At 38.2% G+C, this 24,986-nt stretch carries 21 protein-coding genes; 16 read left to right on the top strand and 5 right to left on the bottom strand.

What is annotated here, in order from left to right; all coding sequences use genetic code 11:
* Positions 1 to 37 precede the first annotated feature (37 nt).
* The 3 genes from H4J56_RS13030 to fdxA all read right to left on the bottom strand — a co-directional run bounded on the left by H4J56_RS13030 (position 38) and on the right by fdxA (position 1,665).
* Positions 38 to 259 (bottom strand): CPXCG motif-containing cysteine-rich protein, encoded by a 222-nt coding sequence (locus H4J56_RS13030; RefSeq protein ID WP_070373751.1) that lies wholly within the window; start codon positions 257 to 259, stop codon positions 38 to 40.
* Between the two features lie 129 nt (positions 260 to 388).
* Positions 389 to 1,273: a fructosamine kinase family protein gene (locus tag H4J56_RS13025; RefSeq protein WP_259368196.1), complete on the bottom strand. Its 885-nt coding sequence runs from the start codon at positions 1,271 to 1,273 to the stop codon at positions 389 to 391.
* A gap of 62 nt (positions 1,274 to 1,335) precedes the next feature.
* Complete coding sequence (fdxA, locus tag H4J56_RS13020; RefSeq protein WP_182218013.1) at positions 1,336 to 1,665, bottom strand: ferredoxin FdxA; 330 nt, start codon at positions 1,663 to 1,665, stop codon at positions 1,336 to 1,338.
* Positions 1,666 to 1,806: 141 nt separating this feature from the next.
* Here fdxA and H4J56_RS13015 point away from each other — a divergent pair, with 141 nt between their 5' ends.
* The 11 genes from H4J56_RS13015 to H4J56_RS12965 all read left to right on the top strand — a co-directional run bounded on the left by H4J56_RS13015 (position 1,807) and on the right by H4J56_RS12965 (position 14,237).
* The gene (locus H4J56_RS13015; protein ID WP_070373748.1) at positions 1,807 to 3,450 is read left to right on the top strand and encodes an NAD(P)/FAD-dependent oxidoreductase; all 1,644 of its coding nucleotides are present in this window, start codon (positions 1,807 to 1,809) and stop codon (positions 3,448 to 3,450) included.
* Positions 3,451 to 3,590: 140 nt separating this feature from the next.
* On the top strand, positions 3,591 to 5,501 hold the full coding sequence (thrS, locus tag H4J56_RS13010) for a threonine--tRNA ligase (protein ID WP_182259446.1): 1,911 nt from the start codon (positions 3,591 to 3,593) through the stop codon (positions 5,499 to 5,501).
* A 115-nt stretch (positions 5,502 to 5,616) separates the two neighbouring features.
* On the top strand, positions 5,617 to 6,171 hold the full coding sequence (infC, locus tag H4J56_RS13005; protein ID WP_070373746.1) for a translation initiation factor IF-3: 555 nt from the start codon (positions 5,617 to 5,619) through the stop codon (positions 6,169 to 6,171).
* 214 nt (positions 6,172 to 6,385) lie between these two features.
* Complete coding sequence (rpmI, locus tag H4J56_RS13000) at positions 6,386 to 6,580, top strand: 50S ribosomal protein L35 (RefSeq protein WP_070373745.1); 195 nt, start codon at positions 6,386 to 6,388, stop codon at positions 6,578 to 6,580.
* A gap of 15 nt (positions 6,581 to 6,595) precedes the next feature.
* Positions 6,596 to 6,955, top strand: a complete 360-nt coding sequence (gene rplT, locus H4J56_RS12995) for a 50S ribosomal protein L20 (protein ID WP_070373744.1) — start codon at positions 6,596 to 6,598, stop codon at positions 6,953 to 6,955.
* A gap of 275 nt (positions 6,956 to 7,230) precedes the next feature.
* Positions 7,231 to 8,334, top strand: a complete 1,104-nt coding sequence (locus tag H4J56_RS12990; protein ID WP_070373743.1) for a phosphoribosylaminoimidazolesuccinocarboxamide synthase — start codon at positions 7,231 to 7,233, stop codon at positions 8,332 to 8,334.
* 330 nt (positions 8,335 to 8,664) lie between these two features.
* Positions 8,665 to 9,003 carry a P-II family nitrogen regulator gene (locus tag H4J56_RS12985; RefSeq protein WP_070373742.1) on the top strand — a complete coding sequence of 113 codons (339 nt, stop codon included), beginning with the start codon at positions 8,665 to 8,667 and terminating at the stop codon, positions 9,001 to 9,003.
* Positions 8,990 to 10,324 carry an ammonium transporter gene (locus H4J56_RS12980; RefSeq protein WP_259368195.1) on the top strand — a complete coding sequence of 445 codons (1,335 nt, stop codon included), beginning with the start codon at positions 8,990 to 8,992 and terminating at the stop codon, positions 10,322 to 10,324. The genes H4J56_RS12985 and H4J56_RS12980 overlap by 14 nt, the downstream gene beginning before the upstream one ends.
* A gap of 215 nt (positions 10,325 to 10,539) precedes the next feature.
* Positions 10,540 to 11,520, top strand: coding sequence for a phenylalanine--tRNA ligase subunit alpha (gene pheS / locus H4J56_RS12975; protein WP_070373741.1), 981 nt, complete (start codon positions 10,540 to 10,542; stop codon positions 11,518 to 11,520).
* 11 nt (positions 11,521 to 11,531) lie between these two features.
* Positions 11,532 to 13,943, top strand: a complete 2,412-nt coding sequence (gene pheT, locus H4J56_RS12970) for a phenylalanine--tRNA ligase subunit beta (protein WP_182259445.1) — start codon at positions 11,532 to 11,534, stop codon at positions 13,941 to 13,943.
* Between the two features lie 3 nt (positions 13,944 to 13,946).
* Positions 13,947 to 14,237, top strand: a complete 291-nt coding sequence (locus tag H4J56_RS12965; RefSeq protein ID WP_070373739.1) for an integration host factor subunit alpha — start codon at positions 13,947 to 13,949, stop codon at positions 14,235 to 14,237.
* 226 nt (positions 14,238 to 14,463) lie between these two features.
* Here the strand turns inward: H4J56_RS12965 and H4J56_RS12960 are convergent, their stop codons facing one another.
* Positions 14,464 to 15,024 carry a DUF2937 family protein gene (locus H4J56_RS12960; protein ID WP_182221999.1) on the bottom strand — a complete coding sequence of 187 codons (561 nt, stop codon included), beginning with the start codon at positions 15,022 to 15,024 and terminating at the stop codon, positions 14,464 to 14,466.
* 204 nt (positions 15,025 to 15,228) lie between these two features.
* On the opposite strand from H4J56_RS12960, the gene H4J56_RS12955 reads away from it, so the two are divergent.
* From H4J56_RS12955 to H4J56_RS12935, 5 genes are all read left to right on the top strand, one after another.
* Entirely contained in the window at positions 15,229 to 15,837 is a 609-nt protein-coding gene (locus tag H4J56_RS12955) for a hypothetical protein (RefSeq protein ID WP_182259444.1), read from the top strand.
* A 174-nt stretch (positions 15,838 to 16,011) separates the two neighbouring features.
* Positions 16,012 to 20,469, top strand: a complete 4,458-nt coding sequence (locus H4J56_RS12950) for a thrombospondin type 3 repeat-containing protein (RefSeq protein WP_220465950.1) — start codon at positions 16,012 to 16,014, stop codon at positions 20,467 to 20,469.
* Between the two features lie 104 nt (positions 20,470 to 20,573).
* Positions 20,574 to 21,146 (top strand): tRNA-(ms[2]io[6]A)-hydroxylase, encoded by a 573-nt coding sequence (locus H4J56_RS12945; protein WP_182259442.1) that lies wholly within the window; start codon positions 20,574 to 20,576, stop codon positions 21,144 to 21,146.
* Positions 21,147 to 21,179: 33 nt separating this feature from the next.
* A complete protein-coding gene (locus H4J56_RS12940) occupies positions 21,180 to 22,478 on the top strand; it encodes a hypothetical protein (protein ID WP_182259441.1) in 1,299 nt (432 codons plus the stop codon).
* A 183-nt stretch (positions 22,479 to 22,661) separates the two neighbouring features.
* Entirely contained in the window at positions 22,662 to 23,873 is a 1,212-nt protein-coding gene (locus H4J56_RS12935) for an EAL and HDOD domain-containing protein (protein ID WP_182222003.1), read from the top strand.
* Between the two features lie 71 nt (positions 23,874 to 23,944).
* On the opposite strand, the gene H4J56_RS12930 is transcribed toward H4J56_RS12935, so the two are convergent.
* Positions 23,945 to 24,949: an ATP-dependent 6-phosphofructokinase gene (locus H4J56_RS12930; protein WP_182259440.1), complete on the bottom strand. Its 1,005-nt coding sequence runs from the start codon at positions 24,947 to 24,949 to the stop codon at positions 23,945 to 23,947.
* Between the last annotated feature and the right edge of the window lie 37 nt (positions 24,950 to 24,986).

Genomic DNA, 24,986 nt, shown 5'->3' with positions numbered 1-24,986 from the left:
AAAAACAATGTTAAAGCGAAAACACGAGTAATGATTACTAAAAAACTTGTTCGTCATCACTGTCTATCGCTAATTGAATTTTTTGGCGGTATTCATCAATATGCATATTTAAGTGAATATCTCGACAACAAGAAGGGCACTCTTCGTAATAATCTTGATCACCAGCCGATGTATCTAAAGCTAAATGTAAGTGATGACCACAATGAGGGCAGCTAATACGTTTGTCTTTTATCGCTTGTAAGCTTGATTCCTGGGACATTTTGCCTCCTAGATTCTTTTGGTTACTGATGATTAAGTATGTTCATATTTGTAAAAATCGCTAACAAAATCAAAAATAAAGTTGTCTAAATTATTTAACTTACTGTGTGCAATCAATTTTATTTTAACATTAATGTAATGATAAAATTCGAGATAACAAAGCTCTCGATTGATCAATATAGATACCACCAAATAGATTTGCATGATTTAGGATATGATAAAAATTATAAATGAGCTTTCGTTGCTCATAGCCTTTTTCAAGGGGGAAAATATCTTGGTAACCCTGATAAAAATCATAAGGTAGTTGGCCAAAGAGTTCGGTCATCGCAATATCGACTTCTCGGTCACCATAATAGCAAGCAGGATCATAAATGACTGACAAAGAGTCTGTGAAGCCTAAGTTACCCATCCATAAGTCACCATGAACTAGGCAAGGTTTAACATCGTGATGATTTAATGCGTCGTGGCAAATATCAGTAATATGGTCAATGTTACCCAGTGTTATTGATTTTTCGCTCAGTAATTGTAATTGCCAAGCAACTCGTTGTTCTGAGAAGAAGGTTTTCCAATTACTACGCCAGTTGTTCGGCTGTAAAGTGTCGCCAATATAATTGTCGTGTTGCCAACCAAATTGTCCATGTGACGAACCCTTATGCATCAAGGCGAGCTGTGCACCTAAATTATACCAATGTTTTTCGGTAGCGTGTGAAAATGGAATGTAATCAAGCACAATAAAGCTTTTATCAAGGGTGCTACCTAATGCTATAACTTCGGGGCAAGTGATTTGTTTAAGAGAACGTATTTGATTTAGGGCGTAAGCTTCTGATTCAAAATGGTTGAAGTGATTTTTATCTTTAATTTTAATAAAGTAATGATGATGCTTATTGCTTAGTTGGTAAGCTAAATTGCTTTCACTTGTTGAAATAAGGCGCTTTTTTTCAATAGTGAATTGCTCACCGGTTTCAGTTTTGATTGCTTGCTCAATAGATTGCCACATAATGCACCAATTATTCATTGACCCTGTTGGTGTGAGTATAGTTAATAATTGAGCAATGTGTTTATTTTGCTGAGCTGATTTTAATTTTCAATAATTAAGTGAGCTATTTTATTGGGTACACCATCCCATTCTTGTGCATCGGCAGGTGCGGGTTTTACTTCGGTTATTCTCGGCCATACTTTAGCTAACTCAGCATTGAGTTCGATAAATTCTTTTTGATCTTCAGGAACGTCATCTTCTTGATATATGGCGCCTGCAGGGCATTCAACCGGACATAAATCACAATCAATACAGTCTTCAGGACTGATGACTAAAAAATTAGGACCTTCATAAAATGCATCCACTGGGCATACTGCTACACAGTCGGTATATTTACATTTTATACAATTGTCGGTAACTACAAATGCCATAACGTACTCTTTTGATGAGATGAAATATTTTCGAGCTGATCATACCTAGCTTAGCAATAATTTCAATTGTTGATTTAACTGAGAGGTATGTTCAGGTAAAATGCCGAAAAATTCCCTTTTCTCTTTTTGGAACCGCTCACTATGTTGCGTTTAACAAATATCCAACTGCCGCTTGATCATGAAGAAGCTGATATAAAACTGGCTATTCTAGATACATTATCAATTTCTGAAGATCAGCTAATTGATTTTACGGTTCATAAGCGCGGATATGACGCACGTAAAAAAGCAAAAATAGTGTTGATTTATACGCTTGATGTAGACACTCGCCTTAATGAAGAATTACTTGAAAAATTTGCTAAAGACAGCCAAGTAAAAGTAAGCCCTGACATGAGCTACAATTTTGTTGCCCAAGCGCCAGAAGTCTTATCACAACGACCTGTTGTTATTGGCTTTGGTCCATGTGGCTTATTTATCGGATTAGTACTTGCTCAAATGGGATTTAAGCCGATTATTTTAGAGCGCGGTAAAGAAGTACGTCAACGCACCAAAGATACCTTTGGCTTTTGGCGCAAAAAAATACTCAATACTGAATCTAATGTACAATTTGGTGAGGGTGGTGCAGGTACTTTTTCTGATGGTAAACTCTACAGCCAAGTTAAAGACAAGAAACATTATAGCCGTAAAGTGCTGCATGAATTTGTTGATGCAGGCGCGCCTGAAGAAATTTTATTTGTGAGTAAACCGCATATTGGTACCTTTAAGCTCGTTACTATGATTGAGCAAATGCGCGCTAAAATTATTGCGCTTGGTGGTGAAATTCGTTTTGAACAACGCGTTGACGAATTTCATTTTGACGAAGAGCAAGGTACTGATGGACACAAACGTATTAATGGCTTAACACTGGCCAGTGGCGAACGTATTGATACCAATTATGTTGCTTTAGCCGTAGGTCATAGCGCTCGTGATACCTTTGAGATGCTTGTTAAAAATAAAGTCTCGGTAAAAGCTAAACCTTTTTCAGTTGGCTTTCGCATAGAACATGAGCAATCAGTTATTGATGATGCACGTTTTGGTGACAATGCCGGTAATGAAATATTAGGCGCTGCAGATTATAAATTAGTACACCATTGTAATAATGGTCGAAGTGTTTACAGCTTCTGTATGTGTCCTGGCGGAACTGTAGTTGCAGCGGCATCAGAAGAAGGGCGCTTAGTCACTAATGGTATGAGCCAATACTCGCGTCATGAGCGTAATGCGAATAGCGCAATTGTTGTTGGTATTGAGCCTAGCGACTTTGCTAATAAAGATGATCCTTCAGACGTATTATCGGGTATTGAATTTCAACGCCGTTTAGAAGAAACAGCCTTTAAACTCGGTGGAGAAAATTATGATGCGCCAGTGCAGTTGGTTGGTGATTTTCTTGCTGGACGTAAAAGCGGTGAGCATGGCGAAGTTAGCCCTTCATACAAGCCCGGCGTTAAATATTGCGACTTAAGTGAAACCTTACCTGATTACGCTATTGCCGCTATTCGTGAAGCATTACCTGCCTTTGAACGTAAGATAAAAGGTTTTTCAATGAATGATGCGACATTAACGGCTGTTGAGACAAGAACATCATCAACCATTCAAATTACCCGTGATAGAGAGTCACTGCAAAGCATTAATGTCGAAGGTCTTTATCCGGCTGGTGAAGGTGCTGGTTATGCAGGTGGTATATTATCAGCGGGTATTGATGGTATTAAAGTCGCAGAAGCGATGGCGCTGGCAATGATGGCAAAAAGATAAGTCTGTCTTTATATTGCAAATAAAGGGGAATTCCCCTATATTTGCGACCTCAAATATTTCCCAAAAGAAATAGTTTATATTATTAAAAATATATTCAAGCGTCACTTTGTGTGTGACGCCACTGAAATAAAGGAAAATTAATGCCTGTTATCACTCTCCCTGACGGTTCAAAACGTTCATTCGACAATGCAGTATCGGTAATGGATGTTGCCTTAGACATAGGACCTGGTCTTGCTAAAGCAACCATCGCGGGTCGTATCGACGGAAATCTTGTTGATGCTTGTGAATTAATTACCCAAGATGCTTCTTTACAACTTATCACTAATAAAGATAACGAAGCTCTTGAGATTATTCGTCATTCTTGTGCGCATTTACTAGGGCATGCTATTAAGCAGTTATACCCAAATGTTAAAATGGCGATTGGACCAACGATTGATAACGGCTTTTATTATGATATTGACCTTGAAGAGTCAATTACTGAAGACGATTTAGTCAAACTTGAAAAACGTATGACTGAACTAGCACGCACCGGTTATGAAGTTGTTAAGAAAACAGGTTCATGGCAAGACGCTTACGATGCGTTTACTGAGCGTGGTGAAACCTACAAATTACAGATTCTTGATGAAAACATCGAGAAAACTGATACGCCTGCTTTATATCATCACCAAGAATACATTGATATGTGTCGTGGTCCTCATGTACCTAGTATGCGTCATTGTCATCATTTTAAATTGATGAAAGTTGCTGGTGCTTATTGGCGCGGTAATTCTGACAACAAAATGTTGCAACGTATTTACGGCACAGCTTGGGCTGATAAAAAGCAACTTAAAGCGTATATCGTTCGTTTAGCAGAAGCTGAAAAGCGCGATCACCGTAAAATTGGTAAAACATTAGATTTATTTCATTGGCAAGAAGAAGCACCAGGCATGGTGTTTTGGCATAACGATGGTTGGACAATTTACACTGAGTTAGAGAAATTTATTCGTGAAAAATTACACGAATATGATTATGACGAAGTTAAAGCGCCGATGATGATGGACAGAAGCCTTTGGGAAAAATCAGGTCATTGGGAAAAATATGCCGACGGCATGTTCACCACTGAGTCTGAAAAGCGTGAATACGCGATAAAACCAATGAACTGTCCAGGTCATGTACAGATATTCAACCAAGGTTTGAAATCGTACCGCGATTTACCTTTACGTATCGCTGAGTTTGGTTGTTGTCATCGTAACGAGCCATCAGGTTCATTACATGGCTTAATGCGCGTTCGTGGTTTTACTCAAGATGATGCTCATATTTTCTGTATGGAATCACAAGTACAAGCCGAAGTAAAAAAATGTATCGAGATGGTATACGATGTCTATGGTTCATTTGGTTTTGAAGATGTTATTGTTAAATTATCAACGCGTCCTGAAAATCGCATTGGTAGTGATGAAATTTGGGACAAAGCTGAAGCGGGCCTTGCACAAGCATTAACCGACAGCGACATCAAATTTGAATATTTACCAGGCGAAGGAGCATTTTATGGTCCTAAGATTGAATTTACCTTAATGGATTGTTTAGGTCGTGCTTGGCAATGTGGTACAGTGCAGCTCGATTTTGCTTTACCAGAGCGTTTAGGCGCAACTTATGTTGGTGAAGACAACGAAAGATACATCCCAGTGATGATTCATCGTGCTATTTTAGGTTCACTTGAGCGTTTTATTGGAATTTTGATTGAAGAGTTTACCGGGAAGTTTCCGACCTGGTTATCTCCAATTCATGCAACTGTGATGAATATTACCGACAAACAGGGTCAATATTGTGAAAAAGTTGTTAAAAAACTAAAAGAAAGTGGATTTAGAGTAAAACTAGACTTGAGAAATGAGAAGATAGGCTTTAAAATCCGCGAGCACACTTTGAAGCGTGTTCCATATTTGTTAGTTGTTGGTGACAAAGAAATGGAAGCAGGCGAAATCGCTATTCGAACGCGAAGTGGTGAAGATTTAGGCAAAATGTCTGTTGATGACTTTATTTCTAAACTAAGTGAAGAAGTTAACTCTCGCAGTTAGCGTTTAAATTACTTATAATAACGTTTATAACATACATCAAAATATTTTATTAATCTGAGTAGTTGTTAAGTTAAAAATAACACCAGCTACTCGGAACAAAGTTCTTTGGAGGAACATGGCTATTAAAGGTGGACAACGAGGCGGGCAAAAAGAGCCAGCACATCGTTTAAATGAGTTAATTACAGGTATTGCTGATAATGAAGTTCGTTTGATTAGATTTGACGGAGAGCCTGGTGGCATCGTCACATTAGATGAAGCAATGGATCAAGCTGACGAAGCTGGTGTTGATCTTGTTGAAATAAGCCCTACGGCTAAACCTCCTGTACTCCGTGTTATGGATTACGGTAAGTTTATCTATGAAAAAGCTAAAGAACAAAAAGAACAACGCAAAAACCAGAAACAGATACAGGTTAAGGAAATTAAATTCCGTCCTGGAACAGATGAAGGCGACTATCAGGTAAAACTACGCAACCTGAAGCGCTTTTTAGAGGGTGGCGATAAAGTTAAAGTAACTTTACGTTTCCGTGGTCGTGAAATGGCTCACCAAGAACTCGGTTTACAACTACTAACTCGCGTTAAAAACGATTTAGAAGAGTTAACTGTACTTGAATTCTTCCCGCGTCGTGCGGAAGGAAGACAAATGGTGATGGTACTAGCACCTAAAAAATAATCAATAACCGGTATTTCAAGTAACTTAGTTTGATGTAAATTAAAATAAGTTCACCATTATTGATTTTAACGGGTAACTTTAGGCCTGAAAGTAAAAACTAACGTTTATTTTTGTTTATCCTTAAATAAACGCGTTAAGTTTTTCGCCTAAGTTGCTAAATTTCAATGGCAATGTTTATGTGTAATAGCACAAACATGAATGCGGAGTAATATTCATGCCTAAAATGAAAACTAACAAAGGTGCTGCGAAGCGCTTTAAAAAAACAGCCTCTGGCTACAAGTTCAAACAAGCTGGCCTTCGTCATATCTTGACTAAGCGTCGTACTAAAGTTAAACGTCATCTTCGTGCTAAGTGCATGATTTCGGCGGCTGACATTAAGTCAGTTAAAAAACTTTTACGTCACGGTTAATAGGAGAGATATAGAATGGCTAGAGTAAAACGTGGTGTACAAGCTCGTGCACGTCACAAGAAGGTTCTAAAGCAAGCTAAAGGTTATTACGGAGCACGTAGCCGTGTTTACCGTGTTGCTTATCAAGCAGTAACTAAAGCAGGTCAGTACGCTTACCGCGATCGTCGTCAACGTAAACGTCAATTCCGTCAGCTTTGGATCACTCGTATAAATGCAGCAGCTCGCATAAACGGTTTATCTTACAGTGTTTTCATTAATGGTCTTAAAAAGGCTGCTATTGAAATCGATCGTAAGATCCTAGCTGATATTGCAGTATACGACAAAGCAACATTCACATTCTTAGTTGAAAAAGCGAAAGCTGCTTTAGCTGCATAGAACTTGAAAAAGCTTTGAGATAAGGACGCCATTAGGCGTCCTTTTCTTTTTTTAATTATACTAACTTGTTCTTTAGCTCACTTTCTGCGTTTTAAAGTACTTACTAATAGTTATTAGCTCCGTTCTTTACTTTGGAAATTAAACTAAACACCTTGGTTATAATGTATTAAAATGTTTTTATTAATTATACCGAATACTATTTTATCTTTTGGGATAACGCGCAAAGATATTATTCGCTACAATTAATATTAACTTGATAATTAAGGTTTAAACCGATGAGTCTTGCAGATCAAATTTTAGCGGTAAATAATGATTTACCTATTCGTACCGATGCACCAGTTCACAGCGGTAAAGTGCGCAGTGTTTATTGGTTAACCGACGCGGATAGTAAGCGACTAATTCAAGAGAAAGGCTATGATGTTGCCGACGACACACCTTTAGCCATTATGGTTATTAGTGATCGTATTTCTGCTTTTGAATGTATCTGGCAAGGCGAAGGTGGTATGCAAGGTGTACCTGGAAAAGGTGCATCACTGAATGCTATATCAAATCATTGGTTTAAATTATTTAAAGATCAAGGTCTAGCCGATAGTCATATTCTTGATATTCCACATCCGTTTGTTTGGATCGTACAAAAAGCTAAACCTGTAATGATTGAAGCTATCTGTCGTCAGTATATTACCGGTTCTATGTGGCGTTCATACGTAAAAGGTGAACGTGATTTTTGTGGTATCGAATTAGCTGAAGGATTATTGAAAGATTCAAAGCTACCTGAACTTCTACAAACACCTTCAACAAAAGGTATTTTAGAAGGCATTCCGGGCGTTCCTGCGATTGATGATGTTAATATTACTCGCAAAAATATTGAAGATAATTTTGAAGCCTTTAATTTTAAAACGCCTGATGATATTACTTTATACGAAAAATTATTAACGGAAGGTTTTGACGTTATTTCTGATGCGTTGGCAAAGCTTGACCAAATCTTTGTAGATACTAAGTTTGAATTTGGCTATGTAAAAGATAAAGCTGGCAACGACAAGTTAATTTATATGGACGAAGTGGGTACGCCTGATTCTTCACGTATTTGGGATGGCGAGCAATATCGTGCCGGTAAAGTGGTTGAAAACTCGAAAGAAGGTTTCCGCCAATTACTTTTAGCACATTTCCCTGATGCTGATATTTTATTAAATAAAAATCGCATGGACGAGCGCTTAGCTTTAGCTCGCAACAATGAGTTACCGGCATCCGTATTAATGGATGTGTCACAAACATACACAGCGATCGCTGAGAAAATTACCGGTCAAAAAATTGTTTTGTCTGCTAACCCTAAAGCTGAAATTATTGATATTTTACGCGAGCAGTATCAGCTAATCGATTAAGTCGTTATTGTCTCTGCTTAAAAGCTCTACACCCGTAGGGCTTTTTTTTTGTGCGCTATTTACCATCTCTAACCTTTGCTAATACTAAACCTTCAATTTTGCCCTTTACACTTTTTCTTAAACATAAAATCTGACTAATGGTCATAATCTGCGCACCAATATGGTGTTTGGGTTATGTTTGTGTGCAACATTTTGGTGCATTTGAGCGGTGTAATATTAATTATTATTTTTTAACTTATTGTTTTTTAGTTGATTGTCTCTTTGGGCACAAATGGTGCTTAAATAAATTTATATAAACAATCTTAAATAATATGCACTAAAGGTGAACAAATGAAGTTGATAACCGCAATAATCAAACCTTTTAAACTCGATGATGTTCGTGAAGCACTCAGTGAGATAGGTCTAGAAGGATTAACGTTAAGCGAAGTTAATGGTTTTGGCCGACAAAAAGGTCATACCGAACTTTATCGTGGTGCCGAATATGTTGTCGATTTTTTACCAAAAATGAAACTTGAGCTCGCTGTTAAGGATGAAATGGTTGAGCGTGTTATCGACACTATTCTTGAAACAGCGCAAACAGGAAAAATAGGTGACGGTAAGATATTTGTCACTAACATCGAACATATTGTTAGGATCAGAACAGGTGAAACAGATAATGAAGCTATTTAAACAGTTACACTCAAGCATAACGATGAATAAAGTATTAACACTTGTTATTTTACTTTTGTCCGCGGTCGCATTGCCAAGTTTTGCCAGCAATGACGAATTGAACGGCGCAAATACGGCGTGGATCCTCACATCAACGGCTCTAGTCCTAATGATGACCTTACCCGGACTCGCTTTATTTTACGGTGGATTAGTTCGACGTAAAAATATTCTTTCTATTCTTATGCAGTGTTTTTCAATTGCTGCTCTTTCTTCGATACTTTGGTTTGTGGTCGGTTATAGCTTAGCCTTTGGTGAAGGTAATGCGTGGATAGGTGATTTTAGCAAAGTACTTATGATGGGAATAACCAAAGAAACCCTTGTTGGTGATATTCCGGAAAGCTTGTTTGCTTTATTTCAAATGACGTTTGCGGTTATTACTCCTGCACTTATTATTGGCGCTTATGCAGAAAGAATGAAGTTTTCTGCAGTCTTAATTTTTAGTGGCTTATGGTTGCTAGCGGTTTATGCTCCGGTAACTCATTGGGTTTGGGGCGGCGGTTGGTTAGGCCAAATGGGCATTTATGATTTTGCCGGTGGTATTGTGGTGCATATTACCTGTGGTGTTGCTGCCTTGGTTGCTGCTGTTGTTTTAGGTCCTCGATATGGTTTCCCTCGAACGCCTATGTTGCCACATAACTTAACCATGACTATTACGGGGGCAGGTTTGCTTTGGGTAGGTTGGTTTGGTTTCAATGGTGGTAGTGCCTTAGCCGCCAATGGTGACGCAGCAATGGCTATGTTAGTCACGCATTTATCCGCTTCAGCAGGTGCACTGACTTGGGCTGCTATTGAATGGAAAAAATTTGGTAAAGCGAGTGTCTTAGGCGCGGTAACGGGCATGGTTGCCGGTTTAGGGACAATAACACCTGCATCAGGTTTTGTTGGCCCAGGTGGCGCACTAGTTATAGGGATTTCTGCGGGTTTTATTTGTTTTTATTCAACGGTCTATATTAAACAAAAGTTAAAAATTGACGATTCTTTAGATGTTTTTCCCGTGCATGGTGTCGGGGGTATTTTAGGCACTTTATTAGCGGGTGTGTTTTCTTCTACAGAGCTAGGCGCTTTTAGTGGTTATGGTTATGCAGAGGGTATCACCACGATGTTAGGGCAGGTCAGTGTTCAATTAGTGGGAATTGGCACTGTTATTGTCTATACGGCGGTTGTCTCTTACGTGTTGTTTAAGCTTGTTTCCTTGATGACTAAAGGCTTAAGGGTTGATAAAGAACAAGAAATAACGGGCCTTGATTTAATTGAACATGATGAATCAGGGTATAATTTGTAGTTAAATTTTGTGATTTAGACGTCAAAAAACAGCAAGGCCTTTATTGAAATAGAGGCCTTTTTCTTATCTGAGCTGTTTTTTCAGTAAAAGCACTCTTTTCACTACATAATCAATTGATTTTTGTGTAAAATCATACACCATTTATATTAATACCATCAGTCTAGCCAAAACCTTCAAATTTACTGAACGGTTTTAGAGCCGTTTTAGAGGAACTCATGAATTTAGACGATATAATATTGCAGGCAGAACAAGCTATTTCTGCAGCAAAAGATCCAGTAGAGCTTGATCAAGTTCGCGTTAATTTTTTAGGTAAGAAAGGTTTGTTCACTGAGCAAATGAAGGGCTTAAGTAAATTACCTAAAGAAGAAAAACCTAAAGCAGGGCAAGTGATCAATATTGCTAAGCAGCAAGTACAAAAATTATTAACCGAACGTGGTGAGTTATTGCGTGCAGAGGTTATTGCTAAACAGTTAGCTGCTGAGTCTATTGATGTAACATTGCCAGGGCGTAGTAATGACCTAGGTGGTTTACACCCAGTAACACGTACTATTGAGCGTATAGAAAGCTTTTTTGGTGATTTAGGTTTTTCTGTTAAAGAAGGTCCTGAGGTTGAAGACGATTTTCATAATTTTGATGCACTGAATATTCCAGAGCACCATCCTGCACGTCAAGACCATGACACTTTTTACTTCAATCCTAAGTTAGTTTTACGTACACAGACTTCTGGTGTACAAATTCGTACTATGGAAAAAGAGCAACCGCCTTTACGTATTATATCTCCGGGCAAAGTTTATCGTAATGATTACGATCAAACGCATACGCCAATGTTCCACCAAGTTGAAGGCTTAATGGTTGATAAAGATGTTAGCTTTACGCATCTTAAAGGTATTTTACACGACTTCTTACATCACTTTTTTGAAGAAGAAGTTGAAATTCGTTTCCGTCCTTCTTATTTCCCTTTTACTGAACCTTCAGCAGAAGTGGATATTATGGGCAAAAATGGCAAATGGTTAGAAGTTTTAGGTTGCGGTATGGTTCATCCTAACGTTTTAAAATCAGTAGGTATTGACCCTGAAGTATACACAGGTTTTGCTTTTGGCATGGGCGTTGAACGCTTAACCATGTTGCGCTACGGTGTAAACGATTTACGTTCATTCTTCGAAAATGATCTTCGCTTCTTAAAACAGTTCAAGTAGGAAAGCCAACAATGAAATTTAGTGAATCTTGGTTACGTGAGTGGGTTAATCCTGCTATTTCATCGAGTGAGTTAGCTCATCAAATAACTATGGCCGGCTTAGAAGTTGACGCTGTAGAACCTGTTGCGGGTGAATTTACCGGTGTATTAATTGGTGAAGTTGTTGAATGTGGGCCTCACCCTGACGCAGATAAATTACAAGTAACAAAAATAAATCTAGGTAGCGAGTTTAATGATGGCGAGTTAGTTGACATCGTTTGTGGCGCTAAAAACTGTCGTTTAGGCCTCAAGGTTGCTGTTGCAACGGTTGGCGCAGTTTTACCGGGCGACTTTAAAATTAAAAAAGCTAAATTGCGTGGCGTGCCTTCTCATGGCATGTTGTGTAGTGAGTCAGAAATTGGTTTGTCTGAAAGTGCTGACGGTATTATGGAGCTTGCACCCGATGCACCAATCGGTATGTGTGTTCGTGAATACTTAGACTTAAATGACGTTACCATCGATGTTGATTTAACGGCTAATCGCGGTGATTGTTTAGGCCTTAAAGGTTTAGCACGCGAAGTCGGGGTGTTAAATAGTGCTAACATTACTGAACCTGAAATTGTTGCTGTTGTTGCAACGATTGATGATGTGCGTGACATTACTTTATCTGCACCACAAGCTTGTCCGCGTTATTTAGGACGAGTGATTAAAAATATAGATGTAACCGCGAAAACACCGTTATGGATGGTAGAAAAATTACGCCGTTGTGGCACTCGCTCAATTGACCCTGTTGTCGATGTAACTAATTACGTGTTGCTTGAGCAAGGGCACCCGATGCACGCTTTTGATTTATCAAAAATCGATGGTGGTATTAATGTTCGTTTTGCTACGTCAGGTGAAAAACTTGTTTTACTTGACGGTAATGAAGTGACGCTTTCGAGCGAAACATTAGTGATTGCTGATGAAAGTAAAGCCTTAGCGATGGCTGGCATTTTTGGCGGAAAAGAATCGGGTGTAAAATCTGATGAAGAAGAAAAATCAACTGATATTTTCTTAGAAAGTGCTTTCTTTGCTCCCTTGGCTATTTTAGGTAAAGCCCGCCAATATGGTTTACATACTGATTCATCACATCGTTACGAACGTGGTATTGACCCTGAATTGCAGCGTAGTGCTATGGAACGTGCAACGACCTTATTATTAGCTATTGTCGGTGGCCAAGCAGGACCTATCGTTGAAGCATTAAGTGATGAACATTTACCAAAAGAAAAAACAGTAACCTTACGCCGCGAAAAACTTGATGGACGTATTGGTCATCATATTGAAGATGCTAAAGTGACTGAAATTTTAACGCGTTTAGGTTTCGAAATTACCTTTGTAAATGATGTTTGGACCGTAGTGGTACCAGCATATCGTTTTGATATTAAAGTTGAAGTCGACTTAATTGAAGAAGTTGCGCGTATTTTTGGTTACAACAATATTCCGAATGTGTCGCCTAAAGCAACGTTGGCGATGCGCGAACAAAAAGAAAAGTTTATTCCGTTGAAACGTTTACGCAACGTTATGGTTAATCGTGGATATCAAGAAGCAATAACTTATAGTTTTGTTGACCCAAAAGTTCAAGCGCTTATTCACCCTGAACAAGCGGTGATGACTTTACCGCATCCAATTTCTTCTGAAATGTCGGTGATGCGTTTAAGTATGTGGACAGGCTTATTGCAATCGGTTATTTACAACCAGAACCGCCAGCAATCTCGCATCCGTTTATTTGAAACAGGTTTACGTTTTGTTCCAGATGAAGCCGCAGAAAACGGTGTTCGCCAAGAACAAATGTTTGCAGGTGTTGTGACCGGCCAGCGTAATGAAGAACATTGGGATATGGAAAAGTCTGCAAGTGATTTTTTTGATATTAAATCAGACGTAGAAGCCTTACTGGCTCTTACGGGCGATGCTTCGTTATATCAGTTTTCAAAAGATGAAATAGTCGCACTTCATCCTGGCCAAACCGCCGCAATCCATAAGAATGGTGTGCTGGTGGGACATGTTGGTACCTTACATCCTGAATTAGAAAGAAAATTAGGACTAAACGGTCGTACATTTATTTTTGAGCTATTATTGTCTGAAATTTCAACACAACAAATCCCTGAAGCTGGTGATATATCTCGCTTTCCTGCCAATAGACGTGACATAGCAGTGATCGTTGAAGAGCAAATTAATGCAAATAATGTCTTACAACTTATTGAAAAGGTTGGCGGAAATTATTTAGTTGATCTAAACTTGTTTGACGTATACCGAGGAAATGGTATTGAAGAAGGGTTTAAGAGCTTAGCGATAGCGATGACTTTACAGGATTGTGATAAAACCCTTGAAGAAAAAGACATTAATGAAGTCGTTGAACGTGTCGTAGACACATTAGAAACTGAGCTAAATGCATCACTGAGGAATTAGGTAATGGCGCTTACTAAAGCAGAAGTAGCAGAACATTTATTCGAGAAAGTTGGGCTGAGCAAACGCGACGCAAAAGATATGGTTGAGGTGTTTTTTGAAGAAATACGCGAAACGTTAGAAAGTGGCGAACAAGTTAAGCTTTCAGGTTTTGGTAACTTCGATCTTCGTGTTAAAAGCGAACGCCCAGGTCGTAACCCTAAAACGGGTGAAGATATTCCAATTTCTGCTCGTAAAGTTGTTACTTTCCGTCCTGGACAAAAATTAAAGAGTCGCGTTGAAAACGGTAACGGCTAATTAATAACGTATAAAGTTAGAGCATGCTTTTCTATGTATTCAATAATAGATGAGATGATGTTTATAGAAGGTTGCTACGGCAACCTTTTTTTATGCTTGCGAGAGAGCAGGGATAGATAAGATAGAGCCAAGCAAGGAAGGCAAGGATAGCCTTTATTTATATCGTTTAGTTAGGGTATCAATCTGTCTCTATGCGTGATCTAGAGTAGCGCTTAACTATCTTGCTTTAGTGTGAACTTTTTTGATGATTTAGTGACATCTTTTTACCTAGTAACTTGAGCAAAGAAACAATTATTTCCTTCGCTATTAAACCAACAATAGCGATGACCGCTCCAGTACTTAGTGCATTTATCTCAAGTGGGATAGTCAGTGAAAAATCAGTTAAGGTATCTTTAATAATGACTTTATCGCCATAAACAATAAAGTTATAAATCCGTTCAATATAAACGTCGCTAGTTATCACGCTAAGTTGTGACTGCAAATACTCAACCCGTATGACCAATTGGTTAATAATTTCGGCTGTATTGACTATTGACGGCTCAGAATTAGCTTGATACTTCGTTATCATCGCTGATAAATTACCTTGGTAGTGCAGATCTGCAATGTTTTGAAATTCTACTAGGTGCAGTTTTGCTTCAGATAAGTGTCCGGACAGGCGATGTTTATATTGAATGATAAATGCCGGTAATTGCACACCTACTATAAATGTTACAGTGAAGAAACAGCGGTCAATAATATTATTAATCACTCTAAACATAGCTAACTTATCGCTTAAATATATATTCACAAAAAATAACATTAGCATATATTTGTTTATATTTTAAAATTTTTATGGTTTAAAAATTGCATATTTATAAAATAGATTATGCATTTGATATGAATGCAATAAAGAGTCAAATTTTTGATGGTGGTATCAATAGTGAAAATTAATATAGATAACAACGAACAAGAAAATTTAATATTGCAACACTCTCATTTGGGAAGAAATATAATGGTTAAAAATTTAAGTAAGCTGCGGAAAACTTTTGCCGTTGGCGGTATCTTTATTGCTTCAAGTCTTTTTTCATACAGTGTTAATGCTTTAGAAGTAGCAGGTAACATTCACAAAGGTCAAGACGCTAATAGCCAAGGTTATAGTTTTTCTTTAGCAGACAGCTTTACTAAAGGCGGAAATTTCTATTGGACTGCTTCTTATAATAACTTAGAAAAAGTAAAATATGATTTACCTTTCACCATAACCGACGAACGTTTTTTTAAAATTAATACCATTGATGGGCTTGTTAGTTATCGTCATAAGATACAAAGTTATAATGCTTTTTTCAAAAAATTAACGATTGAATATCAACTGGGCGCTTCACTAGCGCTCACTGAAAATAAACTTACCTATACCGACCCAAACAGTTCAGATACAGTGGAAATATACCCTTCGCAAGAAAATGATATAAACATGGTACTAGGCGTTGTTGCCCATTATAAGTTTAATAAAAATACTGCATTAAACCTAGGTGTTAAACATCAACCTAATTTTTCTGAATTTGGTGCTATAACATCTGTTTATGTTGGTCTAAGTTATCGTTTTGGACGAGGCTTAGATTATTAAGTTGGATAGAAAAAGTTGTCTAGCCTAGCATTTAAGGTCTTTGTTGATGATATTTGCTAAAGTTTAAAGAAGAAATTAATAATGATCACCATTAAATAGGTGGTCTTGTTAATTTCAAGACGTAATAACTTACACCTGTAAGTTTAAAATATATTGCTATTGGTGGGGATGTTTATGCCATTAAGAATTCGTTTAAAAGCTGTTTTACTTATATCAGCGATTATGATCAACTTCTCTGCTCATGCAGCCGTGCAATGTCTTCTGCCTACGCCTTTTCTTGACGCCGACGGCGATGGATATGATGATACTGTTATTATTGGCGGTGCTTATGACTTATTCCCAAGCGATGCTACAGAATGGTATGACACCGATTTAGATGGCGTCGGTAATAATAAAGACCCTGATGATGATAATGATGGTGTGCCTGATTTTGATGCTGTTGGTAATCCCCTTGATAATAATCGTGATGGTGATGCTGTTATCGATATTTATGATCCTGCTATCGACAACGCTTTTGAATGGTTAAACACTGACGGAGATACGCTTTGTAATACGGTTGACCTTGATGATGATGGTGACGGGGTTGTTGATGTAGTCGATGTATACCCACTTAACCCTGCTGAATGGGATGATACCGACAGTGATACCATAGGTAATAACGCTGATACCGATGATGATGGTGACGGTATTATTGATTTATATGATGCATTCCCTCTCGATAATTCAGAACAACTTGATACAGATAAAGATGGTATCGGTAATAACGCTGATACCGATGATGATGGCGATGGCATTTTAGATGTCAACGATGCGTTCCCTCTCGATGATTCTGAAACACTTGATACCGATAATGATGGTCTTGGTGATAATGCTGATAATGATAGCGATGGTGATGGTATCTCTAATGGTATAGATATCTTTCCAAATGATCCTACGGAATGGTTTGATACCGATGGTGATGGCATTGGTAATGTAGCTGATGATGATGATGATAATGATGGAATACTTGATTTTGATTCGGGTGGTACTGATCTATTTCCACTGGATGCTAGTGAGTCACTCGATTACGATTCTGATGGCATTGGCGATAATGGCGATACAGATGCTGACGGCGACGGGGTTATAGATAGTGACTCTGGCGGTACTGATGTTTTTTTACTAAATAACAGTGAATGGTTTGATTTTGATGGGGATGGTACGGGAGATAATGCTGATAATGATGCTGATGGTGATGGTATTATTGATAATGATGCAGGTGGTACAGATGTTTTTTTACTGAATAACAGTGAATGGTTTGATTTCGACGGAGATGGTACGGGAGATAATGCTGATAGTGATGATGATGGCGATGGCGTTACAGATAGTGATGCTGGTGGTACTGATATCTTTTTATTGAATAGCAACGAGTGGTTTGATTTCGATGGGGATGGTACCGGAGATAATGCCGACGGTGATGATGACAATGACGGTGTGCTTGATATCGATGATTTATTTAAATTTGATGCTACAGAGCAAAACGATTTTGATGGCGATGGTATAGGGGATAATTCAGATCCTGACATTGACAATGACGGTATTGGTAACTTAGCCGATCCAGATGACTTTGATCCTGAAGAAACCACTGATAGTGATGGTGATGGTATTCCTAATAAAGTTGATTTAGATAATGACACCCATGATTCCACCGGTGTTGGTGACGGGATACCCAATAATATAGATGCCTTTGATTTTGACCCATTGGAATGGCTTGATACCGATAGTGATGGTACCGGAAATAATGCTGATAGTGATGATGACGGTGATGGATTTGTCGACATAGACTCTGGTGGTACAGATAAATTTCCATTGGATGTAAATGAGCATCTAGATACGGACGATGATGGAACTGGAAATAACAGCGATTCAGATATTGATGGTGACGGGATTATAAATAGCAGTGATGCTTTTCCATTAGATTTAAATGAGTATTTAGATACTGATGGGGATGGAGTAGGTAATAGTAGTGATAGTGATGATGACAATGACGGTTTTGTTGATAGTTCAGATGCTTTTCCATTAGATGTAAGTGAGTATTTAGATACTGATGGGGATCTAACGGGCAATAATACTGATACAGATGACGATGGTGACGGCATTATTGATTCATTGGATGCCTTTCCATTAGATAATTCTGAGACTATTGACACTGACGGTGATCTTATTGGTAATAATAATGATAGCGACGATGATGGTGACGGTTTTGTCGATATCATTGATGACTTTCCATTAGATGCCTTTGAAAATCTCGATACTGATAAAGACGGTATAGGTAATAATACTGACACTGATGATGATAATGACACCTTTGTCGACAGTAATGATTTGTATCCTTTAGATGCTAATGAGTGGAAAGACTCTGATGGTGATGGTATTGGAGATAATGCAGACGCCGATGATGATAATGATAATATTTTAGATGGTGACGATAAATTTCCATTAGATCCGGGTGAAGCAGTTGATACTGATGGTGATGGTATTGGCGACGTACTTGATACTGATGATGACGGTGACGGTTTTCTAGACAACGTTGATTCGTTTCCACTTAACCCTAATGAATATAAAGACTTCGATAATGATGGAGTAGGTGACAATGCCGACGGTGATGATGATAATGACGGTGTGCTTGATATCGATGATGCATTTCCTTTTGATTTTATAGAAAGTGTTGATACAGATGGCGATGGTATTGGTAATGTAAACGATATAGATGACGATGGTGATGGTGTACTTGATTATATTGATGCACTTCCTTTAGATTCGACAGAGTCACTAGATTTTGATGTTGATGGTTTAGGTAATAATGCCGATCCTGATGACGATAATGACGGCATGAGTGATGTCTTTGAGCTTCAATATGGTTTTAACCCATTTAACGATGCTGATGCACTAATTGATACAGATTCAGACGGCACGGCAAATGTTGATGAAGAGCGTAACAACACCAATCCATTAATTGACGATTATGCGCCAGTGATAACGGTCCCACAAGCAGTTCACCTTGATGCTGATCATACCTTTACTGCGCTAACACAAACACAATTGGTACAGTTAACCGACGTTTATGTTGAAGATGGTCGTGATGGCGCTAACTGTTGTGCATTAACACCGGTGGGTTTTGAGCGCGGACAAAAATATATTACCTCAGGGTTGTACAATATTATATGGCGAGCGGTTGATGAGGCTGGTAATGTTTCAACCACCCCACAAGTGCTTAATGTTTATCCGTTAGTGAACTTTAGTGCGACGCAAACAATAGGTGAGGGCGCTACGGCTCGGGTTGAAGTTGTCTTGTCAGGCAAAGCGCCGGCTTATCCCATTGAATTACCTTTTGCTATTTCTGGTAATGTAGATGCCCTTGATTATAAGATAACAGACAATAAAATTGTTATTACTGAGGGCACGTCAGGCTTTATTGATATCTTGATTAATAAAGACTTTCAAGCAGAAAGTGATGAACAGCTTGTGCTGAGTTTTGGCAATGAAATAAATGCCGGTGTCAATAATAGCCACACCATAGTTATTACTGAAAATAATATAGTACCGACCACACAATTGCGTATGACTCAGCAAAATATAGCGGTTTCTAGTATCAGTAAAGACCAAGGTGAAGTGACCATAGAGCTACAGATAAATGATGATAATCCAAATGATTCACACATTATTAATTGGTTACTGCCTGAGTATATCAATGCCGAAATAAGTGCCAGTCAATTAAAGGTTTATTTGCAACCTGACAACTTTGTTTTACCTGAAGAAATAAGAGGATTAATTACGGTAGAAGTCAGTGTTACTGATAATGGCAGTGGCGAATTGTCACAAACTCATCGCCTTAGTATTCCGGTTAATAGCATTTTAGCTCGACTCGACGGTAGTGATACGGACAGTGATGGTATCGCAGATAATATTGAAGGTTATGCTGATGACGATAACGATGGTGTTCCGGCATTCTTAGATAATAATGATATTGCTTATTTGCAGCCATTACATGTTAATGCCGGTAAAACTAAGTTAATGGAAACTGAGCCAGGCTTAAAATTACGCTTGGGTAAATATGCGTTACAGCAGTTTTCAGATGGCGTACAAATGACACAACAAGAGATGGATGCAACCGGTTTAGTCGCAACGGACACTTATGATCATCGTAGTGATTACTTTGACTTTGAAATTCATCAGGTGACTCCTTTTGGTGCCTCTGCTGCTGTGGTTATTCCGTTAAATGATGGTATTCCACAAAATGCGCTTTACCGGAAATTTAATCGTGACAGTGGTTGGCAAAACTTTGTTGAAAACAGCAAAAATACCTTAGCGTCTAGTCCAGCAGATAACGATGTATGTCCACCGCCACAGAGTGCTTTATACCAGACAGGTTTAACTGAAGGGCATCAATGTGTACGCTTATTGATTGAAGATGGCGGTGCAAACGATGCGGATGGTTTAGTTAACGGTATTATCGACGACCCAGGTGGTGTTGCCGTTGTGCCTAATGCTGAAGTTGCCAAGAAAACCGATCCTGAGCAATCAAGTAGTGGCAGTATTTACTGGTTATTATTACTGGTATTAGTGAGCTTACGATTGAAAAAGTTAAGTAAGTAAGTCATAACGCGACTTTGACAAACAAGTGAACATTTATGTTTGTTCGCCCGCTATTTTCCTATAAAATAGCGGGCAAATTTCCTCTTTCAATAATAAGTAGTTTTATGTTTGAACTTAAATACCATACGCCAAAAGAATGGGCGCAAGTTGCTCTTGCTGATTTCAATGCCTTTTTACTTGATCATGCAACGGCAGAAAAAAAAGCGTCAGGTATGGCGATGTCAATGATTTCTCATTATCCCGATAGAAAAAATATGGTTAAAGCTATGGCTGACTTAGCGATAGAAGAGCTCATTCATTTTAAACAAGTGTTAAAATTAATTAATGCGCGTGGCATTCAGCTCGGCGCTGACACCAAAGACCCTTATATTACCCAAATTCGTAAAGCCTTTCGTAATGGTGCAGAAGTGTTTTTTATGGACCGATTAATCGTTGCTGGTGTGATTGAGGCGCGAGGATACGAACGTTTTTCGCTTATTGCCCAAGCATTGCCTGAAGGCAAAGACAAAGTCTTATATGACGCGATTGCAAAGTCTGAAGAAAAGCATAAAAATTTATTTATCGAACTCGCTTATGAATATTTTGATAAAGACGAAGTCAATATACGTTTAGAAGAAATACTGACATTAGAAGCTGAAATTTGTGCAAAACTTCCCTTTAGAGCGGCTCTGCATTAATTATTTAACGATAAATGGTTAACGGGTAAGCTGATGTCAAAAGTGTTTAACCAATATTTTAGTCGCTATGCTGAAAGTGAAGTTGCGGTACTAACTCAATATGAATCAAGGTTACCTGATGAGTTTACTGTTGACCATGTTGTGGTTATTCCTGCTTATCAAGAAACAAGCGCTTTTATTGAGCGTTTTTTAGCTTCACCACTTTCAAAATCTCCAGTGCTTATGGTGCTGGTCATTAACGAACCTATTACCGAATCGATCGCCGAACCTATTACCGAACTTATCGCCGAGTCTGTTACTGAATCTTTACGCGAAGATAATTCGGTGGCTAATTATAACGAGATAAATCAACAAAAAGCACTTTATCAATATGCACTTTCTTGTGGTGATAACTGCTGGCGATACGATAACCTAACCCTAATTAAGGTAGCACAAAGTCAAACATGGCTGCTAGTGGTTGACCGTTTTACCCGTGCTATCGATAAAGAGCAAGGCGTAGGGCTGGCACGTAAAATAGGCACTGATCTCAGTGCTTATTTAATTTCAGTAAACCGGATCAGACAAACTTGGATCTGTTCTAGTGATGCCGATGCTTACTTACCCGATGATTATTTTAACGCTTTACATACACGTGATAAAAATACCGTAGTTTGCTGTTTTAACTTTAAGCATAGCAGTGAAGATAAAGGCATTCATCAGGCTAATTTTCTTTATGAAAGCGCTTTACGCTATTATGTTGCGGGCTTACATTATGCCGATTCACCTTATGCCTTTTTTACTATTGGGAGTATTTTAGCGTTTAAAGCGGAAGTATATGTTCAGGCTCGTGGTTTTCCAAAGCGCAGTGCTGGAGAAGATTTTTATTTAATAAATAAATTAGCTAAGTTAGGTGCTGTTGAATTTATTGAAGAGGTAACAGTAAACCTTGATGCCAGAACGTCTCAACGTGTGCCGTTTGGTACTGGACCTGCAGTGCAAAAAATTCTTGATTTACAAGCAAGTCACCTCGATTATTGTTATTACCATCCTCAAGTATTTACATTGCTAAAAGCTGTATTGTCTGCTTTTGCAAATTTATGGCACTATCGCGGCGATTTAATCGCATGGTTAGAACCGTTATCTGAGCCGATAGTTACCGCATTAAATCAAATAGGTTTTGAAGCTTTTGTTGAAAAACAAATAAATAATAGTGAAAAGCAGTTTAATAAACAGCTAGTCGTTTGGTTTGATGCTTTTAAGACCCTGAAATTTATTCATAATATTCGTGAAAATCACTATCAAGATATCCCTTTAGCGCAGGCTTTATTAACCGCGCCATTTAGGCTTAAATAAAGAGCTGAAATTAATCAACCGTATATAGGTTACCCATTTCATTCGTTTATTTGAGTAGCGTATAAATGCTTCTAATAATATTGACAATAAAATAACGGCTTAGCGGCTTAATTACTTTACAATTCAAAGAAAAATAGGGTATGTTTAAGTTAATAATAATTAATAAAATTTTAGCTCTGATATATGTATAACACTTATATAGCAAGACAAGCGATACTTGATAGAAACCATGTCACGATTGGTTATGAGCTGCTCTTTAGAGATAGCGCAGATAACAAATTTCCTGACATTGATTCAGATGTTGCTAGCTCAAAATTAATTATTCAAAATCACCTACAAGGTGACATTCGCTCTATCAGTATGGGAAAACTTGCTTTTATTAATTTTACTGAAAAATGTCTGATTAATAAATATCCGCTGATGTTTGATAAAAAATCTATTGTTATCGAACTTGTTGGCCATAAAGTACCAACGGAACGCTTGTTTAAAATTGTTAAGTTTTATTTTGATAAAGGTTATAAAGTTGCGTTAACTGAATATGATCTTGATGCAAAGTGGGATGTTTTATTTCCATATATATCAATTATTAAAGTTGATACCGATAAAGTTAATCCGAAACGTCTGCATAAAGTTATCGAGCGTTTAAAAGATCACAACATTAAACTTGCCGCAGAAAAAGTTGAAACTAACTTTCAATTACAAGCTTTAGCAGAAGTAGGATTTGATTACTATCAAGGGTACTTTTATCACGAACCTGAGATAGTCGAGGGGCAAACACTTGCGCCAATCAAAACACAAATGCTGCATTTGATCAGTGAAACATTTCATTCACCATTAGATTTTGACAACATTGCCACGATTATCAGTCATGATGTTAACTTAACTGTTGGCTTGTTAAAAATGGTTAATAACGTAGCAACATCAACTCGTATTGAAATTACTTCATTAAAACAAGCCGCGGCCTATTTAGGTGAAGATAAACTTAAACAGTTTGTGACTATCCTTGCTTTATCTAAATTGACCACCGACAAGACCGATGAAATCTCTAAGCAGGCGCTCATTACTGCAAAATTAATGACGGCATTAGCCAAAGAAGGTGCCTTTAAAGAGATCAGTGATTTTGCTTTTATTACCGGCTTATTAAGTGCTATTGAAATTATTTTGCGTATGCCGATTAACGAAATCGTTAAAACAATGCCACTCGCCATTCCAATTGAAAACGCGCTAGTTGACCACTCAGGTTTACTCGGCGAATTACTTGATTTTACGGTTAAGTACATCAGGGGTAATGGTGAGAATATAAAGCAATTAATTGAAATGTATTCACTTGACGAAACCTATATTCAGCAAGAGTTTGTTGCCGCTTGTCAATGGTGTAAAGAACTCGGTATTTAAGTTATTTCAGCTCAGCGACTTGATAGATACCTTAAAAGCTTATGCCTGTTGCTTAAGCTTTTTTTAGGCAGTTATTGCGCCGTTAAGCCGAGAATATTTTCTTGGGCTGAAACTAAGCTTTCACTGACTTTTTCTTTATGTTGAACGGCTACGTCCAGAGGGACTGTGAGTAATTGATTATTACGTTCGCCAATCATAACGTTACTCTTTCCTGCTATTAGCGCTTGTACTGCAGCAACCCCCATTTTTGTTGCTAAAATTCGGTCTTTAGCTACCGGTGAACCACCTCGTTGAATATAGCCAAGTATACATGCAGTACAGTCAATGTTTGCGGTCTGTTTTAATTGCTTAGCGAGCTGTACAGCGCCACCGGGCCATAAGTTCTCAGCAATAACTATAATATAACTGGCATGCCTATTGTGCTGTGCTTGTTTGATTTCTTTAGCTAAATGACTGAGTTTTTCTTGCTCGTCGGCTTGAGAAAAATTCTCAAAAGATAATATTTGCTCAGCTGCACTGGCGATACCGACATTAAAAGTGATGTGTCCACTTCGCCTGCCCATGACTTCAACAATAAAAATGCGCTCAAAAGCTTCTGCCGTGTCACGTATTTTATCTATCGCTTCAATACCGGTATTGACTGCAGTAGAAAAGCCTATGGTGAAATCTGTACCATCAATATCATTATCTATGGTCCCTGGAATACCTATAATAGCTCCTGACCAATATTTATTTAACGCCAGTAAGCCGTTAAAAGAGCCATCGCCGCCAATAACGATTAAGGCGTCTATTTGTTCTTTTCTAAGGGTTGCTGCGGCTGATTTTAAACCTTGCTCAGTGAGCATGGCAGGGCAGCGAGCACTTTTTAAAATAGTTCCTCCTCGGTGGATAATGCCATTAACACTTGCAGGTGTTAGCAATGTCGAACTTGCTTCAATTAAACCGTTATAACCAGAAAAAAAACCAATCGTGGGCAATGCATAGTGATGCGCAGCAAGTACGACCGCACGTATCGCCGCATTCATGCCGGGAGCATCGCCACCACTGGTTAATACTGCAATATTTTTTATCGTCATAATAGTTTTTAACCTTATCTAGTAAAATCTATTCTAA

Origin of the sequence: Colwellia sp. BRX8-4 (assembly GCF_014077345.1) — a bacterium.
In the GTDB taxonomy this organism is placed as follows: domain Bacteria; phylum Pseudomonadota; class Gammaproteobacteria; order Enterobacterales; family Alteromonadaceae; genus Colwellia_A.
Note: the sequence above shows the minus strand (reverse complement) of the source record. Positions and strands in the feature narration are given on the sequence as shown.

Bases quoted from the DNA above. Each gene is read 5' to 3' on its own strand.
- H4J56_RS13030 (WP_070373751.1), bottom strand. From the start codon at position 259: ATGTCCCAGGAATCAAGCTTACAAGCGATAAAAGACAAACGTATTAGC.
- H4J56_RS13025 (WP_259368196.1), bottom strand. From the start codon at position 1,273: ATGAATAATTGGTGCATTATGTGGCAATCTATTGAGCAAGCAATCAAA.
- fdxA (WP_182218013.1), bottom strand. From the start codon at position 1,665: ATGGCATTTGTAGTTACCGACAATTGTATAAAATGTAAATATACCGAC.
- H4J56_RS13015 (WP_070373748.1), top strand. From the start codon at position 1,807: ATGTTGCGTTTAACAAATATCCAACTGCCGCTTGATCATGAAGAAGCT.
- thrS (WP_182259446.1), top strand. From the start codon at position 3,591: ATGCCTGTTATCACTCTCCCTGACGGTTCAAAACGTTCATTCGACAAT.
- infC (WP_070373746.1), top strand. From the start codon at position 5,617: ATGGCTATTAAAGGTGGACAACGAGGCGGGCAAAAAGAGCCAGCACAT.
- rpmI (WP_070373745.1), top strand. From the start codon at position 6,386: ATGCCTAAAATGAAAACTAACAAAGGTGCTGCGAAGCGCTTTAAAAAA.
- rplT (WP_070373744.1), top strand. From the start codon at position 6,596: ATGGCTAGAGTAAAACGTGGTGTACAAGCTCGTGCACGTCACAAGAAG.
- H4J56_RS12990 (WP_070373743.1), top strand. From the start codon at position 7,231: ATGAGTCTTGCAGATCAAATTTTAGCGGTAAATAATGATTTACCTATT.
- H4J56_RS12985 (WP_070373742.1), top strand. From the start codon at position 8,665: ATGAAGTTGATAACCGCAATAATCAAACCTTTTAAACTCGATGATGTT.
- H4J56_RS12980 (WP_259368195.1), top strand. From the start codon at position 8,990: ATGAAGCTATTTAAACAGTTACACTCAAGCATAACGATGAATAAAGTA.
- pheS (WP_070373741.1), top strand. From the start codon at position 10,540: ATGAATTTAGACGATATAATATTGCAGGCAGAACAAGCTATTTCTGCA.
- pheT (WP_182259445.1), top strand. From the start codon at position 11,532: ATGAAATTTAGTGAATCTTGGTTACGTGAGTGGGTTAATCCTGCTATT.
- H4J56_RS12965 (WP_070373739.1), top strand. From the start codon at position 13,947: ATGGCGCTTACTAAAGCAGAAGTAGCAGAACATTTATTCGAGAAAGTT.
- H4J56_RS12955 (WP_182259444.1), top strand. From the start codon at position 15,229: ATGGTTAAAAATTTAAGTAAGCTGCGGAAAACTTTTGCCGTTGGCGGT.
- H4J56_RS12950 (WP_220465950.1), top strand. From the start codon at position 16,012: ATGCCATTAAGAATTCGTTTAAAAGCTGTTTTACTTATATCAGCGATT.
- H4J56_RS12945 (WP_182259442.1), top strand. From the start codon at position 20,574: ATGTTTGAACTTAAATACCATACGCCAAAAGAATGGGCGCAAGTTGCT.
- H4J56_RS12940 (WP_182259441.1), top strand. From the start codon at position 21,180: ATGTCAAAAGTGTTTAACCAATATTTTAGTCGCTATGCTGAAAGTGAA.
- H4J56_RS12935 (WP_182222003.1), top strand. From the start codon at position 22,662: ATGTATAACACTTATATAGCAAGACAAGCGATACTTGATAGAAACCAT.
- H4J56_RS12930 (WP_182259440.1), bottom strand. From the start codon at position 24,949: ATGACGATAAAAAATATTGCAGTATTAACCAGTGGTGGCGATGCTCCC.